Raw genomic sequence first — 18,472 nt, forward strand, 5'->3', positions numbered from 1 at the left:
AGAAGTGGAAGTCCGCGCCGATCGCGCAGACGACGAAGCCGCTCTTCAGCTTCTCCGAGGAATCGCCCACCGTCGTGCTCAACGACAAGGCGGTGTATTACGCATGGAACCGCAAGCTCACGACCGTCTCGCTCGCGGATGGCAAGCAGCTGTGGGAGGCGCCGTGGGTGGACAATGACTACCGCAGTCCGGTAAGCGTCATGCTCATGCAGGATCTCGTGTGGTCGATGAACATCGCCTCCGCCAAGTCGGCCGGCACCTTCATGGGGCGCGACTTGATCACGGGCGAGGTGAAGAAGGAGTTCGACCTGCCGCCGTTCAAGGGCATCGGCCATCATCGCTGCTACAAAGCGAAGGCGAGCGGCGACTTCGTGCTGCTGTCGCGCTCCGGCGTCGAGTACGTGAATCCCACGGACCAAAGCTACAGCGAGAACCACTGGATTCGCGGCGCGTGCCTCTACGGCATCCTGCCGGCGAACGGACTGCTCTACTCCACGCCGCACGCCTGTGCCTGCTACATTAAAGGCAAGCTCAACGGTTTCACCGCGATGTCGCCCGGTCTCACGGAGACGATGAAGCCTGCGAAGGACAAGGCGGATCCGATTGAGCAAGGGCCATCGTATTTGACGAAGGTCGAGGCAGTCGCCGATCCGCAAGGCTGGCCCACCTATCGTCACGATGTCACGCGCAGCGGTCACAGCAAGACGACGATCACCACAGATCTCAAACAAACATGGAAGACGCCGATCGGCGGTGAACTGACGAGCCTCGTCGTCGCGGAAGGACTCGCCGTCGTTGCACAAAAAGATCGCAACACCGTCATCGCGCTCGATGGGGAAACCGGCGCGCCAAAGTGGAAGTTTACCGCGGGTGGCACTGTCGATTCACCGCCGACCATTGACCGCGGCTTCGTCTATTTTGGCAGCGCCGACGGCTGCGTGTATCGGCTGCTTGCCAGCGATGGATCGCTCTGCTGGCGCACCCGAGCCGCGCCGGATGAGCGTCGCGTCGTCGCCTACGGCCGTCTCGAATCCGCGTGGCCGGTGCATGGCAGCGTGCTGGTGGAAAACGGCATCGTGTATGCCGCGGCGGGCCGTTCGTCGTTCCTCGATGGCGGCATCCGCATGGTGAAGATCAAGGCGCAGACCGGCGAGTTCTTCGGCGACGAACGTGTCTATGACATGGAAACCGGCACCGAACCACCGGTGACGGGCTCATTTGAAATGGACGGCGCCTTGCCGGACATCCTCTCCAGCCAGGACGGCATGGTCTTCATGCGTCATCGCACCTTTGACAAGGAAAGCCTCTCGCAGCGCGAACCCGCGCCGCATCTCTACTCGCCCACCGGTTACCTCGATGACAACTGGTGGCACCGCACCTACTGGGTCTATGGCGAGGACACGAAGAGCGGCTACGGCGGCTGGTGGCAGAGCGGCAACAAGCTGCCCGCAGGCCGCATCCTCGTCGTCGGCGATGACGCCGTGTATGGCTTCGGTCGCAACTTCTACGCCGGCCAAAACTCCGCGCAGTTCTCGCGTGGAGAGAAGTATGTGCTCAGCGCCTCCGAAAAACGCGCCGGTGCGGAGCCCAATTTCGCGCCCGCGATGAAGGATCACAAGGAAGGCACCTATTTGAAGACCGATTGGACGAAGCTGCGCACCACGCCGGTGAAATGGTCCGACGAAATTCCGTTCAGCGTCCGCGCCATGGTGCTCGCAGGCGACACGCTCTTCGCCGCCGGTCCCTATGGCGACGCCGTCCGCTCCGATGATGCGTTCACCGGCAAACGCGGCGTGCGTCTGGCCGCCGCCGCCACGAAAGACGGCAAACTGCTCGCCAGTTATGCCATCGACGCCATGCCCGTCTTTGACGGCCTCGTCGCCTCGAACAATCGTCTCTATCTCGCCATGCAAGACGGCTGCGTCGTTTGCTACGGCGCGCAGGGCAAAGCACTTGAATCCAAACTCGGCGAACCTATTGAAGTCCTGCCTGAAGAGCTGCTGCCTGACGACAACGAATACCGCAAGGAGTTCCAGGAAAAGCTCGGCATCACCGACTTTGGCAACAAAGGCAACGCGAAGGGCAAAGGCAAGGCGGCACCCGCCAAGCGTGCGCAGATCACCGGCGAGGACATCTCCTACCGCTTCGCCAAGGTCACCGGCGGCAAGGCCGTCTCATGCGAACTCGGCTATCGCCTCGCCGCGGATGAAAACAGCGTGTCGCAGGCGCTCTATGAATTCGGCAAGCCCGTCACCACAAAGACCACGTGGACCTTCAAGATGCAGCGCACGCCCGGCTTCCCGAACCCGCCCTACTATGGCAACGGCTTCTTCGTCCTCGGCGACGGCACCAACGATGAACAGCTCATCAAATGCGGCATGCAGTTCATCCAGGGCCGCCTCGTCATCTTCCAGGGAGCCACACCTGCGCAGAAAGGCGAGAAGATCGCCTTCGACGGCGACGCCAGCGCCGTCATCGAACTCTCCGTCACCTTCGATCCCGACGCGCAGACGATCACGCTCACGTCCGGCAAACAAACCCTCACCGCCAAGCTAGCCAAGCCCCTCAAACAAATCACCCACACCGGCTTCGCCACCTGGAAAGCCGTCACCGATTTCGGCGCGCTGGGGCAGGAGTGAGGGCCAATACGCTGCCGGGAAACTCCCGCTAGATCGCTGGGTTTGACGCGTTTGGGAAGCCAACCTGACCGCCATGACCCATTCTTCTGTTTCTCACTTTCATCGCTTCGCGACTCTGCTGGCTGTGGCGATTCTTCCCGCGGCTTCGCAGGGAGCGGAGGCCATTTCGAAGGAGAATCTGGCCTTCTTTGAGTCGAAGATCCGGCCGCTGCTGGCGAAGCACTGCTATGAATGCCACTCGGAGAAGGCGGAGAAGGTCAAGGGCGGCCTGCTGCTCGACAGCGCCGATGGCATCGCCAAAGGCGGGGACTCGGGCGATGTGATCGAGCCGGGTGATCCGGGTGCGAGCCTGCTGATGAAAAGCGTGCGCAATCCGGATCCGGACGAGCAGATGCCGCCGAAGAATCGTCTGGCGGAAACCGAGATCGAAGCGCTCGAGACCTGGATCCGCATCGGCGCGCCCGACCCGCGCAAAGGAGGCACGACAGCAACCGCATCGACCAAACCGAACTGGACGCTGGAGGAAGGTCGCAAGCACTGGGCGTTTCAGCCGGTGACCAAGCCGCAGCCGCCGGCAGTGAAGGACACGGCATGGGCGAAGACGGATGCTGACAAGTTTGTGCTCGCGAAGATCGAGGCGGCGAAGTTGAAGCCCGCGCCGGATGCGGATCGCACCACGCTGATTCGTCGAGCTACTTATGACCTGACCGGACTTCCACCAACGGTCGAGGAAATGCAGGCCTTCATCCAAGATCCATCCAGCGATGACGACGCTTTTGCAACCGTGGTGGATCGTCTGTTGAAGTCGCCTCAGTTCGGCGAGCGCTGGGGCCGGCACTGGCTCGATGTCGTGCGCTATGCCGACTCCGTGGGCCGCACGCGCAACGTCGCCTTTCCTTATGCCTGGCGTTACCGCGACTACGTCATCGAATCCTTCAACTCCGACAAACCCTTCAATCAATTCCTCACCGAGCAGCTGGCGGGTGATTTGATGACGGCTTCGAACGCGACGCAGCGCGACGCGCAGGTGCTCGGCACCGGCTTCCTCGCCCTGGGCTCAATGGACCTCAACGAGCGCGACTCGGAGCAGTTCTTCCTCGACCGCGTGGATGACCAGCTCGACACGATGGGCCGCGCGTTCATGGGCCTCACGACCGGTTGCGCCCGCTGCCACGATCACAAATTCGATCCGATCTCGCAGACCGACTACTACGCCGTCGCCGGCATCTTCGGCAGCACGGAAACGCTCAGCGGGCAGAAGAATCGCGGCGGTGGTGGAAAGGACTACTTCGCACCATCGAAGCTCGTGAAGCTGGGCGTCACCGAGACGAAGGTCACCCCTTCAGTAGCGACTTCAGACAAAGCGGATCGCGAACGGCTGGAGCATCGTCTCGCGGAACTCCGGAAGCAGAAGACCGAGTTCCAAAAGAAGGGTTCGTCGGCGTCAAAGAAGGAACGCAAGGAGCTGGACAGCCAGATTGCCAGTGTCGGCAGGAAACTCCGCGAGCTCGATGGCTCATCTGGTTCCAAGAAGAAGGGCAAAAAAGCTGAAGAGCCAACGGTGTCGCCCGACGATAAGCTCGCCATGGGTGCGCAGGAAGGCGAGGTGCAGGATCTCAAGCTGCGCGTGCGCGGCGAACCCGACCAGCATGGCGACGTCGTACCGCGCGGGTTCCTGCAAGTGCTGGAATGGAACAAGCAGCCGTCTTTGCCGAAGGACGCGAGCGGCCGTCTGGAGCTGGCAGCCTGGCTCACGGACGCGCGACATCCGCTCACCGCACGAGTCGCGGTGAACCGCATCTGGCAGCATCTGTTTGGCCGCGGCATCGTGCCGACCGTGGACAACTTCGGCGCCACTGGCGAGGCGCCGACGCATCCCGAACTGCTCGACCATCTGGCCGCGAGCTTCACAGCGAACGGCTGGTCGATGAAGTCGATGATTCGCAGCCTCATGCTCAGTCACGCCTACCGGATCAGTTCCAAGGAGATTCCGGCCAACATGGAAGTCGATTCCAGCAACAACCTGTTCTGGCGCATGAACCTGCGCCGCCTCGAAGTCGAATCCATCCGTGATGCGATGCTGGCCGTCAGCGGCACTTTGAATACGGAACACCCGTCGACCGCACCGATGGGCCTGGACCCGAAGCTGGACATTGGCAAAGCCAAAAAGGGCGGAGGCAGTGGTGACTCATTCACCGCGCCGATCCGCAGCGTCTATCTGCCCGTGCTGCGCTCGCGACTGCCGGGCATGTTCACCGTATTCGACTTCGCCGAGCCGAGCCAGGTGATCGGCCAGCGCGATGTCACCACGGTGCCGCCACAGGCGCTGTTCTTCCTGAACAACGAATTCGTCGTGAATCTCGCGCGGAAAACCTCCGAACGCATCGCCGCGCTGCCGCTCGCGAATGACGAAGCGCGTGTGCAGCACGCCTACCGCCTGCTGTTTGGCCGCGATGCCACGTCGGATGAAACAAAGCGCGCCCTCGATTATCTGGCCGGCACGATTCAGGTCAGCTCCGGCAGCAAACGCGGCGAGCCGGTGGACACCTGGACCACCTTTGTGCAGGCCCTCATGGGCAGCGCCGAATTCCGCTACGTGATGTGATTTCAAATTCAACGAACCCAACGCCATGACCACCTGCTCCAACACCTTTGTTCCGACCAGCCGCCGGCAGTTCCTGCAAACGACCTCCGCCGGCTTCGGCTGGATGGCCTTCGCCGGACTTTGCTCCCAGCAGGCCGCGCGTGCCGCCGCATCACCGGCAGGACCGCATTTCGCCCCGAAGGCGAAGCGCGTGATCTTCATGTTCATGCAGGGCGGCCCCAGCCATCTTGACACCTTTGACTGGAAGCCCGAACTCGCGAAGCACGCTGGAAAAAAGGCGAGTGGTGATGCCAAGGGCAACCTGCTCGCGCCGCAGTTCGAATTCAAACCACGGGGCAAGAGCGGCATCATGATGTCGAGCCTGTTCCCGAACCTCGCCAAACACGCCGACGACCTCTGCCTGCTCAACGGCATGTACACCTCGAACGCAGCGCATCCGCAGGCCTCCATCGCGCTGCACACTGGCAGCGTGAATTTCGTGCGCCCGTCCATGGGCTCGTGGATCGTCTATGGCCTCGGCACGCAGAATCAGGACCTGCCCGGCTTCGTCACCATCAATCCCACCGGCAACGTCGGCGGCGCGCAGAATTACGGTTCCGCATTCCTGCCTGCGAGCTTCCAAGGAACACGCGTCGAAACCGCCGAGGGCGGCATCGCCAACATTCGAAGCCACTACCTCAACGCTCAGTCGCAGCGCCAGCAGATCGACCTCATCCAGTCGCTCAACCGCGGCATGAAGTATGATTATCCGTCGAATCCGGAACTGGAAGGCGTGATCGAGTCCTACGAGCTCGCCTACCGCATGCAGACCTCCGTGCCTGCCACGCTCGATCTTGACAAGGAAGACGCCGCCACGAGGGCGAAGTACGGTTTGGACAACAAGCAGACAGAGAACTTCGGCTCGCAGTGCCTCATGGCGCGACGCCTCGCCGAAGCCGGCGTGCGCTTTATTCAGGTCACTCATGGTGGATGGGATCAGCACAACAGCCTCAAGGCCAAGCTCACCGCCAACTGCGGCGCGACCGACCTGCCCATCGCCGCGCTGCTCAGCGATCTCAAAGAGCGCGACATGCTCAAGGATACGCTCGTCGTCTGGGGCGGAGAATTCGGCCGCAGCCCCGAAGGCCAGAGCGCCGCGGGTGACGGACGTCGTCACAACAACAAAGGCTACAGCATGTGGATGGCCGGCGGCGGCGTGAAGGGCGGCCTGCGCTATGGCAGCACTGATGAAACCGGCGGCACCGCTGCCGAAGGCCGCATCGGCACGCATGACCTGCATGCCACGATGCTGCACCTCCTCGGCATCGATCACACCCGCCTCACCTATCCCTTCGCCGGCCGCGACTTCCGTCTCACCGACGTATCTGGTGAAGTGGTGAAAGAGATCATCGCGTAGGCGGCACCATCACCTCAGCGGATACCGCTTCTTCATATGCAGGTAGGTCAGGTTCGACACTTCGCGAATGACGTCGGCGCGGCGGGCGATCCAGGAACCGTAAGAGGAGACGCGAACCACGCTGTCGATGACACCGACCACGATGTACGGATAGCTCCGGCCATTCGTGCCCTGCGCGACGAGGATGCCCATGTCGCCGCAGCACATCGCGGTGCTGCCAGTCTTGTCATAGACGTGGGTGCCGGAGGGAATGCAGCGGGCCTTGGTGTAGAGCCTGTCGGGGCCGGGCAGCGACATGAGGCGAAGGATTTCGTCGGAATAAGGCACCTGCTTTTTCCAAACAGCTGTGAGGAAACTCGCGTAGTCACTGGCAGAGCCGAGGTTGCGATAGGCGCGACCATTCGAGGGGATGTATTCAACAAGCCGAAGATTCTGACAGAGGCCGGGGTAATGACGCGCAAGCAGGGCTTTCGTCGCTGATGGACCGCCGGTTTGCTGCATGACCCAGTTCGTGGAGCTGTTGCTGCTCTTCTGGATCATGAGCTCCATGTGACGCCGGCTGCTGGTGCCGTAGGAAAGCTTCCCGGCCTTCACCTGATGGAAAAAAGCCAGCGCCAGGAAGGGCTTGATCATGCTGGCGGCCTGTCGTGGCGAGTTCTCGTTGATGCTCGCGAGCGTGGTGCCGGTGGTGAGATCACGGACCAGCCAGGCGGTACGCTCATTGCCTGAGATGCTGCCGCGGGCGCGGAGCGACTTGATGTAACCGTCGATCTGGGCTTCGAGCGGGCTGTCGACGGCGGCGCGGATCGACGCCGTCGATGACAGGGCGATGAGGGCGGCAGTCAGCACCGCCCAAATGAATGGAGGAGTCCTTGGGGTGAGCACGATGAACACTCATGGTACGCTTTCGCAGAATTTCACGACTCGATTTCACCAAATGTGCCGCAGGGCCCCGCATGCGGAGCATTCCGTTACAGCAAACTTGGACAGCATCCGCCCGGCAGTCACGTTGACCTTCCGAATTCGTCATGATGAAACGAAGACACTTCATTCAAACAGGCGCTGGCGCGGCATTGCTGGGAGCACCCTCGCTCTTTGCCGCTTCGAATGCGATCAAGCTGAGTGCCGAGCACGAAACGCTGCTGAGAGCACGCCATCGTCGCATCGTGATGCAGCATGATGTCTTCTGGGTGCTGCTGAACTACCTCAAGATGCATCCGGAGGGCGTGCCACCGTTTGAACCGTTTCGCGATGCGGTGTTTGGTTATGCGGACGAGCCGGGAACCCAGATCGATGCCATCTGGTGGGACATCGGCGGCAATCCGGTGGGCAGTGTGTATCCGAGCCAGGTGTTCCAGCCGGAGATTCATCCGCTGGTGAAGCGCTGGCATGAAGCAGGTGTGGACTGGCGCAAGGAACTCATCAATGAGACACGCCGGCGGAAGCTGGAGACGTTTTGGAATCATCGCATCAGTGAGGTGGACATCCTGCCCGAAGGGGGTCATGCGAAGGAGCCCTGTCCGCTCAAGGTGCAGCATCCTGACTGGGTCCTGCCGGTGACGTGGTGGCCGCATGGTATGTGGAATCTCGCCGCCGCCGGATTGCGCGAGCACAAGGTCGCGGTGCTGCGTGAACTCGCGACGCGCTTCGATCTCGACGGCATTCAGATCGACTTCGCCCGCCACGTGCCCTGCCTGCCGGTCGGCCGGCAGTGGGAGATGCGCGAGCATGTGACTGAGTTCATGCGCATGACGCGCACGATGCTGCTGGAGGTCGCGCAGCAGCGCAGACGCCCACTGATGCTCGCGGCGCGTGTGCCGCAGACGCTCGAAGGCTGTCACGCGGACGGTTTTGATCTCAAGGCCTGGGCGGACCAGAAGCTGGTCGATGTCCTCACGCTTGGTTCGCGCACGATGGACGTGGATGTCGAGGGCCTGCGTTCCGCCGTCGGCCCCGACATCCAGTTGCAGCCCTGCTTTGACGATCATCATGCGACCGATGGCTATCGCTACGCGCCCATCGAGTTTCTTCGCGGTGTGTTTGCCAATCACTTCCAGCGTGGTGCGAACAGCGTGGTCACCTTCAACTGGTCCATGGCCACGCCGGAGGTGGCGAAGACCGTCGGCGGTGAGATCGCGCCGCTCACGCATCAATTCGCGTTCAAGGAAATCGGCGATCCGAAAACGCTCGCCGGCAAGAACAAGACCTTCGCCGTCGAACGCCGCGGCGGCTATCCGTGGGCCGATGGCTTCTTCAATCGCAACGACACCGCCCCGCTGCCGCTGAAACTCGACCACACCGCCAAACTCACCGTGCATCTCAGCGACGCGCCATCCGCCAAGGCGAAACTGACCCTGAGCTGCATCTTGTTTGAAGCCAAAGAGACCGATGTCTTCGAGATCTTCTTCAACGGCAGACCCGTGACGATCAGCGCCGCCGATCCGACGTGGAAAGACCCGCAGATCTTCTCCCCCAAACCGCAGCCCGCCTCCGGTGGCAAAGGGATCTACAAGGTGAACCCGAAGCAGCAGTTGCTGCGCATCGAAACCGCCGTGCCAAACGACGCGTGGAAGATCGGAGCCAACGAAGTGAGCATCCGTGTCGTGTCATCACCGCAACGAGCCGTGCAGTTGGAGAAGGTGGAGGCGCATCTGAGTTATGCGGTCGTTTAAACCAAATCGGGATTCGATGAAGAGTGGTCCGTGCGAGGCGCGTTTTGTTCGCTCATGAAATTTGCCCTCGCTCTGATTCCATTTCTCTTCCTCACGAGCCTTCGTGCCGCAGATGACCTGCCCGAGCCGACGATCAGTTGGAAATACCCGCCGGAGATGACCGGCTCGCGCGTGGAGGTGTATCGCACGATTGGCGACGTGAAGCTCAACGCCTACATCTTCGAACCGAAGGATCACGCGAAGACGGATCGCCGGCCCGCGGCGGTTTTCTTTTTCGGCGGCGGATGGAAGGGTGGCACGCCGGGGCAATTTTTGCCGCAATGCCTGCACCTCGCCGAGCGCGGCATGGTGGCGATATCCGTCGATTACCGTGTGAGAAGCCGTCACAACGTCTTTCCGCAGGACTGCGTGAGCGATGCGAAGACGGCAATCCGCTGGGTGCGTGCGAATGCAGCGCGGTTGGGTGTCGATCCGGACCGCATCGTGGCTGGAGGTGGTTCCGCCGGCGGACATCTCGCCGCCGCGACGGCCCTGCTGCCCGGATTTGAAGACGATGACAACAAGGGCGTCAGCTCCGTGCCGAATGCGATGCTGCTGTTCAATCCCGCCGTCGTCTTGGCACCGGTGGACGGACATCCCGATTTGCTGACCGCCGAAAAATTCGCTGACATCCGCGAACGCTGCGATGGCCGGCCGCAGGAGGTATCGCCCTACCACTTCGTGCGTGCCGGACTTCCGCCGAGCATTATCTTCCACGGCACGAACGACGAAGCGGTGGCGTTTCCGACCGTGCAGTTGTTTCAAAAGGCGATGAGCGCCGCCGGCAATCGCTGCGAGTTGAAAGCCTATGAAGGCCAGCCGCATGGCTTCTTCAATCCGGGGCGGTGGAAGGATGAAGCTGGCGCGGGGGCAAAGCTTCACTTCTACAAGACACTGGCGGAGGTGGACGCGTTCCTCGAATCGCTCGACTACCTCACGCCAGCGCCCATCGTAGAGACCTTCGATGCTGGCTTCGATCCGAAACGCTTCAGCACGCCAATCCCGAACAAGAACACCGAGGTGCGCGACGGCGTGATGTGGACGCGCGGAAGCAGTGGCGGGAAGTATCCGCCGATGGTCTATCTCCCGGTGAGTGGCAAGGACCTCACGATCTCCTTCCGCTACCGCCATCTCGGCCCGGGCGGCATGCTGTGGTTCTTCATCGATGGTGACGACGGCTTCGGCAGCGTGGACCACATGCTGCGTGTGAAACTGCTGCGCGACGGTGTGGTGCTCGAGGTGGATGGCCACACGAAGGATGCCAATCACCCGCTTCTTCAGAAAACACGTCCGGCCGATGCTATCAGCGGCGCTTTCCGGACGAACGAGCACTTTCCTGCACAAAAGGTGGATCTCAGCGCCAACGCGTGGCACACCGTCAAACTCGTCTTCCGAGGGGAATCGGTGACGATGAGCATCGACGACAAGCTTTGGTCCGAGATCCTCTCCCATGCCAATTTCAACGCCGGAAAGCGCAAGCTGCTCTGGATGCAGAACGGCGGCGAAAAAGGGATCGAAATCGATGACATCTCCGTGCGTGCGGAACCGGCCTCTTGAAAGCCCCCGAAAACACGGGGGGAATCGGGTGATAGCCGCCCTTCCCGTGGTCGTATGGAATACTCCGCCCATGTCCGTCCACCGTTACCTGCTGCCCATTTTTGCCCTGTCTTCGGGGTTGAACGCCGCTCCTGCCGCGCTCGACCTGCAGGTGAGCGCTTACTTTGAAGAGCACTGCACCAAGTGCCACGACGAGGACGTGCAGAAGGGCGACTTCCGCGTGGACAACCTCTCCCACAAGGTCGGCTTTGAGAACACGCCCCAGTGGCTGGAGATCATGGAGCGGATCAATTCGGGCGAGATGCCGCCGAAGAAGGAGAAGAAGCAGCCGAAGGCCGAGGAGAGCGCCAAGGTGGTGGAGTGGATCGCGGCGCGGATGAAGGAGGGAGAGGCTGCGAAGATGGCCACACGGGCCAAGGTGACCTACAACCGGCTCACGCGTGACGAGTATGTGAACACCGTTCGCGATCTGATCGGCGTGCAGTTTGACGCCAAGGACCCGGGCAACCTGCTCGAAGACGCGGAATGGCATGGTTTTGAGCGCATCGGCTCGGTGCTCACGCTGTCGCCGTCGAATATCGAGAAATACCTGGCAGCGGCGGAGACGGTCCTGGCGGAAGCGTATCCGGAGCCAGCGCCGCCGCTGCGGAAGGGCCAGAAACCACCGGAGCCTTTCGGTGGCACGAAGCCGGTGCTTTACGAAGAGCAAATCAGCGAGCGGCATCGCGAGCGCCTGCGGGAGATGGGTTTGCTCGACAAGGTGCGCTTCGATTGCTGGCCGGGCGACATCTACCGCTACACCGCGCTCAAGGACCCGCTGCCCGAGGCAGGTGTGTATGAGATCACCTATAAATTGAGCGGATTGAAGCCGGACAAGGGCCGTGCGCCGCGCCTCAAGGTCTATGAATCGAAGCTCGACCGCGTGCTGTTCGAGCAGGACATCATCGCGGACGAGGACAAGCCGATCACCGTGACCTTTCGCACGCATCTGCCGAAGGGACGCCCGAGCATCGAGGTGTATAACGATGTGCCCGGCCCGTCGAACCTGCCGCGCTCCGGTCGTCATGGCGAAGCGCCGTTCATCAGCACAAAGATCGGCCGCATTCCGTGGCAAATGAAGCTCACAGACGAGGCGGGCAAGCCGCGCTATCCTTTCCTGATCATTGATTCGGTCACCTGGAAAGGACCGATCATCGAGGAGCACGAGAAGCAATTGCGCGACGACTACATGCCGCGTGAAGAAGGCAACATGCAGCAGGCCCGCGAATGCCTCGCAACACTGGCGAAACGCGCCTTCCGCCGCCCGGTCACCGGCGAGGAAATCGACGAGTACATGACCATCGTGAGGAGCGAGCTGGAGGCGAAGGAAACCTTCCGCAATGCGGTGAAGGCCGGCATGCTGGCGATCCTGAACTCGAAGAGCTTCCTCTTTATCGCCGAGGGTGACGAGAACGCGAGCCGCAACACGCTGAACGATTGGGAGATCGCCTCGCGCCTGTCCTACCTGCTGTGGAGCACAATGCCGGACGCAGAACTGTTCGCGCTCGCCGAGCAAGACAGGCTGCATGACAAAGCGGTGCTCGCGCAGCAGTTCGCGCGCATGATCGCCGACCCACGCGCTGCGCGATTTAGTGAATCCTTCGCCACGCAGTGGCTGCGTTTGCGCAAGGTCGGCATGTTCCAGCCGGACAAGAAGCTGTACCCCGATTACGACAAGACGTTGGAGAACAGCATGATCGCGGAAACGACGACCTTCTTCCGCGAAGTGCTGAATCACGGCCTCACGCTGCGCGAATTCCTCAACTCCGATTGGAGCATGATGAACGAGCTGCTCGCGAAGCACTACGGGCTCGATGACGCCTTCACCACGGCCAGGAAGGACAGCAAAGACGATGCTGGTTTCATCCGCGTCGCGCTGAAGCCCGAGGCGCATCGCGGCGGACTGCTCACGCAGGCGTCGATCCTTTCGCTCACGAGCGATGGTGTGCGGCATCGTCCGGTGCATCGCGGTGTGTGGTTGAATGAAGCGATCTTTGGCAAATCACCGCCGCCACCGCCGGCGAACGTGAATCCGATTCCGACGAATCCCACCGGTCCGAAAGCGACGCTGCGTGAGAAACTCGAAGCACACATCCACGATGCGAATTGCGCCGCGTGTCACTCGAAGATCGATCCGCTGGGCCTCGCCTTCGAAAACTACGACGCCATCGGCCGCTGGCGCACCGAGGAGGTCACGGACGGCGTCGGTGCCAATCCGAAGGTCGTTTCTTCCGGCAAGCTGCCCGACGGTCGCGAATACAAGGACGCGGAGGAGTTCAAGAAGCTGCTGCTGCACGACCTCGACGCGTTCAATCACACTTTCATCGAAAAACTCGCCACCTACGGACTCCGCCGCACGGTGACTTTCACCGACCGCGATGAACTCAAGAAGATCGCCGCCGCCAGCAAGGCGAAGGACTATCGCCTGAGAGACCTCGTCGAAGCATTCGTTATCTCTGATCTGTTCCAGACGCGCTAAGCAAACCCAAGCACACTCCACATCATGGCTAATCTGAATCTCAACAAATGGCAGATGTCCCGCCGCACCGTGTTGCGTGGACTGGGGGCGACGATCTCATTGCCGTGGCTCGAAGCCATGGCCGCGATCCCCGCGCCGTCGAAGCCGAAGCGCAGCGTGTTCCTTTACATCCCGAACGGTGTGAACACGCTGACGTGGCAGATTCAGAAGGCGGGCAAGGACTACGAGTTCACGCAGCCGCTCGCGTCATTGGAAAAACATCGCGCCGACATCACGCCGATCAGCGGCCTGCATCATCCGATGGTGCTGGGCAAGCATCACAACTGCGAGAAGGTCTGGCTCACCGGCGCGAACGTGCCGGGCGATGGCGGCGCCTTCCGCAACACAGTGTCCGCCGACCAGCTCATTGCCGAGGTGCAGGGCACGTCCACGCGCTTTCAATCGCTCGAAATGGCTATCGAGGGCACCTCGCTTGCGTGGTCTAAGGACGGCATCCAGCTTCCGGCTGAGCGCAACACGCAGCAGATCTTCAACTTGCTCTTCGGCGTCGAAAAGGACAGCAAGGAGACCATCCGCCGCCGTCTCAGCCGCCGCGGCAGCATCCTCGATCTCGTCGCAGATGACGCGAAGCGCGTGAACAACAAGCTCGGCAGCGAAGACCGCAGCAAGCTCGACGAATACCTCACCGCCGTGCGCCAGGTCGAGGAGCGCACGCGCCGCGCCGACGAATGGCTCAACGTGCCGAAGCCCGCCGTGCCCGCCGCCGAGGCCGCGCGCCTCCAGCGGAAGCTCAGCATGGCCGAGGCGGGCGAGTATTACCGCCTCTTCTACGATCTCATGGCCATGGCGCTGCGCACCGACAGCACGCGCGTCATCACCTGCGGCATCGGTGGCGAGGGCAACGCCAGCGGCATTCCCGAGATCGGCATTTTGCAGACGCGCCACGGCCTCAGCCATCACAATGGCGACCCCGAGCAGCTCCGCCGCCTCACCGAGACCGACACCTTCCTCGTCAGCCAGTTCAGCTACTTCCTCGATCTGCTCAAAGATCACAAGGAAGGCGATCAAAACCTGCTCGACACCACGCAAGTGCTCTGGGGCAGCGGCATGGCCTACGGCCACAGCCACGGCAACGCCAACCTGCCCACCATCCTCGCCGGCGGCAAGGCGCTCGGCTACAAGCACGGCACGCACGTCGATTTCAACCTGCCCAAAATCGGCCAATACAACGTCACCGACGCCCAGGGCCACTACGGCATCTGCAGCCGTCCGGTCGACAGCGATGCCCGCGTCAGCAACCTGCTGCTCACCATGCTGCAACGCATGGATGTGAAGGCGGACACGTTCCAGGACAGCGTGGGACCGATCTCGCAAATCGTGGGGTGACCTAAAATGCTTCTGGCTAATCGCTTGGATTCCCCACGAATGAATCTTGAGGAAGGATTTAAGATTGAACGCCCAGATCTCTTGATTCCGTGGAAGATTCGAGAGAATCAATTGATTGTTCTTTTCAAAGATTACCCACTTCGTCATGTGACATCGGGCTATTTTACGACGTCGTGCGTTTCACTTTGCGGTCTTTCCCACGAGTTAGGGTTTCACTTTCATCCAAGAGATGAGGGTGTGCTTGTAGAGCTCGAATTCTTTCGTCAAGCCTATCCTGATCAAGCGGCTTCATTTCACGAATTCCAAATGCATTTGGAAGCCACTTTTGGTCCGCCAAGTGCCACTTCATCGGACTCAGATGGGTTCCCATCACATTTTTGGAGCGTCGGCGGCACCAGTATTCGTCACGTTGTTTTTGACCGCTTCGGCCCGGAAGAACATGTGCGAATCCAACACGCATAAGCCGATCACTATTAACGCCACCTATGCGCTTTGTTGCTCTCACTCTCCTCGCAATTTCTTTCCTCCACGCCGAGGACAAACCCAAGTTCCGCACCGATGCTGACGGGCCGGTGAGGGCGAGTGGGAAGAAGAATGCGAAGGACGCGGACACGTTGCCGGACTGGTATCAGCTCGTCGATGGTCAGTTCCCGCCGGAGGGATCGGCGCATGCGGTGTCCGGTGAGTTGATCAGGATCGATCACCTGGAGCGCCGCTTTCAGATGCGCGTGGACCGCAACGACAGCCAGGACCGCGGCATGTGGGATCTGCCGCTCGATGCAGGCATGTTGCCGTATGGTGCGATCTGGTATCACGGCGCGCCGGCCGCGTTGCAGGACATCCCGCTCGGCACGCATCTCCAGGGCTTGTTTTACCTCGCCGATCCGAACGACAAGACACCGCCGCCCGAGACTTGGTATCGACGCAAGACGCCGGAGTTCGACTTCCGCCGTTGTTTCCGCATCGAGGACGAGTTCTCCTTCCACACGAGGCAGAAGCAGCTCTGGAAGATCGACAGCGTGGATCTCGAGGCGCAAAAGCTCACCGCGACGCTCATCGAAAACGGAAAGCCCGTCGGCGATGGCAAATCGAAGACCTTCGACCTGCTCGGCAGCACGGTTGTGTATAAAGGCAGCGGCTTCGCCGATTTGAAAGCCTTGCAGCCGGGACAAACCGTTCTTTTCAATCTCACCTGGGTCACGCTCTACGGTCCCGGTCGCATTACGGACATCTGGCTCGATGAAGCAGCGCGTGCTCTCGCCACGAAGCAGCAGTTGGAAAGGCATCGCATCCACATTCGTGAGCGCGGCCTGCCCGGCTGGGTCACGGCGGTCGAGGACGAGCCGCAGTTCGTCACCGTCACCTTTTTCGGCAACGTCGATCCGAAGCTCTACGACGAAGTCGCCGTCAAAGACCTCAACGCCCCGCCGCCGAAAGACGGCAGTCCTCCGCCAGCGGAACCTGTCGGCAGTCTCGCCGTCGCACGCGAGTCCTTGATGACCTACGACCCCGTGAATGACCGCAAACGCGGCGGCATCCTCGAGGTGAAAAAGGTCCCCGTCGAACCCGGCAGCAGTGGCGTGCAGATCAAGCTCAGAATGGACCTGATGCTCGAAGGCTACCGCCCGAATCGCATCGTCCGCTTCTACCCGCCGACATGGAAAGTCATCGCGCTGCCGAAGGAAGAGGAGTATTTCGGGCGTGAATGACATATCACAGACCAACCATCCGCCACTTGATATGAAGCCCCTCTCCATTCTTCTCAGTCTCCTCCTCTCATCGATCGTGTTTGCCGAGGACGCCAAACCTCTCCTGCACGATCACGTCTTGCCCGTCCTCGCCGCGCCCGATTTCAAATCACCGCTGGATGCCAGTTTCAGCGTCGCCAAAGGCAAATGGACATCGGCAGACGGCGTGTTGAGTGTGCTCGATCTGCCGGAACAGAAGCACATCCCGGTGCTGCATCACAGGGTGGGCCTGGCGAGTGCGACGATCGAAGTGGAGTTCCTGATCGAAGGCCCCGGCAGTTTTCTCGTCGGCTGCGATTCCGACAAGCACGTCGGTCGCGTCGTCATCAATCCTGCCGGTCTGAGCATTGCCGAGGATTCCGTCAAACCCTCGCACACGATCGCCAAACTGCCGATGACCGTGAAGCCCAACGAGTGGCACAAACTGCGCGTCGAGTGGCGGGGCGACAAGATGGCGGCGAATCTGGATGGAAGCGAACTGCGCGCCGAACACGCGTTCCTTGCCACGCCGAAAGCCCGTAGCTGGCTGGCCGCTGGCAAATCCGTGAAGGTGCGCAACTTGAAGATCAGCGGCGAGACAAAGCCCTGAGCCCTGATCGGGTCATGAAACGTTTTGCCTTCATCGCGGCGCTGCTCGTTGTCCTCTGTGGTGACGTCCTCGGCGTGGAATCACAGACGTTGCTCGAGGAATCCTTCACCACCGAACTCTCCAAAGACTGGTTCTGGGGGCTGGGCACTTGGACGGCAAAAGATGGTGTGTTGCGCGGATTTGAATCCGGTGAGCGGCGCCACGGCCCGGTGAAGATGCGCAAACTGCCGCTGACGGACGCGGTCATCGAGTGTGACTTCCGACTCGAAGGCAAGGCGACCTTTGCCGGCATCATTTTCAACGGCTCCCAGGAACGCGGGCACATCGTGCATCTCGTCATGGGCAAGGACACGCTGCGCATTCTCGCACATCCGAAGAAGGGCGAGAACGTGGAGCTGCTCAAACAACCCAACGTTCTCGCGGTGGGTGACTGGCACCACGTGAAGATCGTGTTCCGAGGTGAAACGATCACCGCCACGGTGGACGACAAGACTGTTTCCGCGAGCAGTCCCTGCATTGCCGAAACCAAGCAGACCTTTGGTCTCGGCGGCGATTCCGGTGGTCCAGAAGGTGACGAGGCGGGAGCGCTGGAGTTTCGTCAGCTCAAGATCATGAGCGGTCCCTAGCGTCAAGATTTGGCGCTAAATCGAATGATCAGCGCGGTGATGGAAGCGCCGACGAGGTTTGAGACGAGATCCCAGCCGGTGTTTTCGTAACCGCCGACGTTGGTGTTCGGGATGGTGAGGACGGCGATGAACTCGACGACCTCGTTGAGGGCGCCGAATCCCATGCCCGCCGCCGCACAGAGCGTGAGCATGCCGAAGGTGGGACGCACGGCGCCGCCATCGGGCTGGCGCAAGGCATTGCTCAGGATGTGCCAGCACAGCCAGGTGGTGACGCCGAATCCGTAGGCGTGCACGATCTGGTCGTATTTGAGCTTCTCCGGGATCAACCAGAGGCTGTAGAGGACAGCCTGATCACCGTTGTAAGGCCAGCCGGAGGGCAGGGGGCAGAGACCGCCGGCCATGTGGGCGAGCCCCCACACGGAAAACGCCCACAGCAGGGGGGCGGTGAGCTTCACCTTGCGGTGGACGACGCTCATGACCCCGATGAGCACGAGCATGACGACGATGTAGAAGATGAATTCGCGATTGCCCTGGATCACCGAGCTGGCGACGGCCGCCACCATGTAGGCGGCGTTGAACAAGAACACCGGCAGCAGTTTCGGGGAAGGGGGCGAGCTCATTTTCCGGATGATGCCGCAGCGCCCCGGCCGGTGGCAAGGCATTCCTCCACGCCGGTTGACGGACATCGGTCGTGCGG

Annotated in this window: 13 protein-coding genes; 11 read left to right on the plus strand and 2 right to left on the minus strand. The window is 61.2% G+C overall.

Going from position 1 to position 18,472, the window contains the following annotated elements:
• The 3 genes from KDL09_RS15300 to KDL09_RS15310 form a co-directional block, all read left to right on the plus strand.
• On the plus strand, positions 1–2,639 hold a 2,639-nt coding region (locus KDL09_RS15300; RefSeq protein ID WP_294386817.1), incomplete at its 5' end, for a PQQ-binding-like beta-propeller repeat protein.
• A 73-nt stretch (positions 2,640–2,712) separates the two neighbouring features.
• The gene (locus KDL09_RS15305) at positions 2,713–5,244 is read left to right on the plus strand and encodes a PSD1 and planctomycete cytochrome C domain-containing protein (RefSeq protein WP_294386820.1); all 2,532 of its coding nucleotides are present in this window, start codon (positions 2,713–2,715) and stop codon (positions 5,242–5,244) included.
• Positions 5,245–5,269: 25 nt separating this feature from the next.
• The gene (locus KDL09_RS15310) at positions 5,270–6,640 is read left to right on the plus strand and encodes a DUF1501 domain-containing protein (RefSeq protein WP_294386823.1); all 1,371 of its coding nucleotides are present in this window, start codon (positions 5,270–5,272) and stop codon (positions 6,638–6,640) included.
• Between the two features lie 9 nt (positions 6,641–6,649).
• On the opposite strand, the gene KDL09_RS15315 is transcribed toward KDL09_RS15310, so the two are convergent.
• Complete coding sequence (locus KDL09_RS15315; RefSeq protein WP_294386825.1) at positions 6,650–7,489, minus strand: serine hydrolase; 840 nt, start codon at positions 7,487–7,489, stop codon at positions 6,650–6,652.
• A gap of 179 nt (positions 7,490–7,668) precedes the next feature.
• Between KDL09_RS15315 and KDL09_RS15320 the strand changes: the two genes are divergently transcribed.
• The 8 genes from KDL09_RS15320 to KDL09_RS15355 all read left to right on the plus strand — a co-directional run bounded on the left by KDL09_RS15320 (position 7,669) and on the right by KDL09_RS15355 (position 17,775).
• Positions 7,669–9,312, plus strand: a complete 1,644-nt coding sequence (locus tag KDL09_RS15320; RefSeq protein ID WP_294386828.1) for a hypothetical protein — start codon at positions 7,669–7,671, stop codon at positions 9,310–9,312.
• A 54-nt stretch (positions 9,313–9,366) separates the two neighbouring features.
• Positions 9,367–10,908 (plus strand): alpha/beta hydrolase, encoded by a 1,542-nt coding sequence (locus tag KDL09_RS15325; RefSeq protein WP_294386831.1) that lies wholly within the window; start codon positions 9,367–9,369, stop codon positions 10,906–10,908.
• Positions 10,909–10,978: 70 nt separating this feature from the next.
• Complete coding sequence (locus KDL09_RS15330; protein ID WP_294386833.1) at positions 10,979–13,426, plus strand: DUF1592 domain-containing protein; 2,448 nt, start codon at positions 10,979–10,981, stop codon at positions 13,424–13,426.
• Positions 13,427–13,450: 24 nt separating this feature from the next.
• Positions 13,451–14,812 carry a DUF1552 domain-containing protein gene (locus tag KDL09_RS15335; protein ID WP_294386836.1) on the plus strand — a complete coding sequence of 454 codons (1,362 nt, stop codon included), beginning with the start codon at positions 13,451–13,453 and terminating at the stop codon, positions 14,810–14,812.
• A gap of 39 nt (positions 14,813–14,851) precedes the next feature.
• Positions 14,852–15,274 carry a hypothetical protein gene (locus KDL09_RS15340; RefSeq protein WP_294386839.1) on the plus strand — a complete coding sequence of 141 codons (423 nt, stop codon included), beginning with the start codon at positions 14,852–14,854 and terminating at the stop codon, positions 15,272–15,274.
• Positions 15,275–15,297: 23 nt separating this feature from the next.
• Positions 15,298–16,521 carry a hypothetical protein gene (locus tag KDL09_RS15345; RefSeq protein ID WP_294386843.1) on the plus strand — a complete coding sequence of 408 codons (1,224 nt, stop codon included), beginning with the start codon at positions 15,298–15,300 and terminating at the stop codon, positions 16,519–16,521.
• 31 nt (positions 16,522–16,552) lie between these two features.
• Positions 16,553–17,149, plus strand: a complete 597-nt coding sequence (locus KDL09_RS15350; RefSeq protein ID WP_294386845.1) for a hypothetical protein — start codon at positions 16,553–16,555, stop codon at positions 17,147–17,149.
• A gap of 14 nt (positions 17,150–17,163) precedes the next feature.
• Positions 17,164–17,775 (plus strand): family 16 glycoside hydrolase, encoded by a 612-nt coding sequence (locus tag KDL09_RS15355; RefSeq protein WP_294386848.1) that lies wholly within the window; start codon positions 17,164–17,166, stop codon positions 17,773–17,775.
• Between the two features lie 2 nt (positions 17,776–17,777).
• Here the strand turns inward: KDL09_RS15355 and KDL09_RS15360 are convergent, their stop codons facing one another.
• Positions 17,778–18,395, minus strand: a complete 618-nt coding sequence (locus tag KDL09_RS15360) for a DUF2238 domain-containing protein (RefSeq protein ID WP_294386850.1) — start codon at positions 18,393–18,395, stop codon at positions 17,778–17,780.
• Between the last annotated feature and the right edge of the window lie 77 nt (positions 18,396–18,472).

It is taken from the genome of Prosthecobacter sp. (assembly GCF_020439865.1).
In the GTDB taxonomy this organism is placed as follows: Bacteria; Verrucomicrobiota; Verrucomicrobiia; order Verrucomicrobiales; family Verrucomicrobiaceae; genus Prosthecobacter.

Coding starts and splice junctions, on each gene's coding strand:
- KDL09_RS15305 (WP_294386820.1), top strand. CDS start 2,713: ATGACCCATTCTTCTGTTTCTCACTTTCATCGCTTCGCGACTCTGCTG.
- KDL09_RS15310 (WP_294386823.1), top strand. CDS start 5,270: ATGACCACCTGCTCCAACACCTTTGTTCCGACCAGCCGCCGGCAGTTC.
- KDL09_RS15320 (WP_294386828.1), top strand. CDS start 7,669: ATGATGAAACGAAGACACTTCATTCAAACAGGCGCTGGCGCGGCATTG.
- KDL09_RS15325 (WP_294386831.1), top strand. CDS start 9,367: ATGAAATTTGCCCTCGCTCTGATTCCATTTCTCTTCCTCACGAGCCTT.
- KDL09_RS15330 (WP_294386833.1), top strand. CDS start 10,979: ATGTCCGTCCACCGTTACCTGCTGCCCATTTTTGCCCTGTCTTCGGGG.
- KDL09_RS15335 (WP_294386836.1), top strand. CDS start 13,451: ATGGCTAATCTGAATCTCAACAAATGGCAGATGTCCCGCCGCACCGTG.
- KDL09_RS15340 (WP_294386839.1), top strand. CDS start 14,852: ATGAATCTTGAGGAAGGATTTAAGATTGAACGCCCAGATCTCTTGATT.
- KDL09_RS15345 (WP_294386843.1), top strand. CDS start 15,298: ATGCGCTTTGTTGCTCTCACTCTCCTCGCAATTTCTTTCCTCCACGCC.
- KDL09_RS15350 (WP_294386845.1), top strand. CDS start 16,553: ATGAAGCCCCTCTCCATTCTTCTCAGTCTCCTCCTCTCATCGATCGTG.
- KDL09_RS15355 (WP_294386848.1), top strand. CDS start 17,164: ATGAAACGTTTTGCCTTCATCGCGGCGCTGCTCGTTGTCCTCTGTGGT.
- KDL09_RS15360 (WP_294386850.1), bottom strand. CDS start 18,395: ATGAGCTCGCCCCCTTCCCCGAAACTGCTGCCGGTGTTCTTGTTCAAC.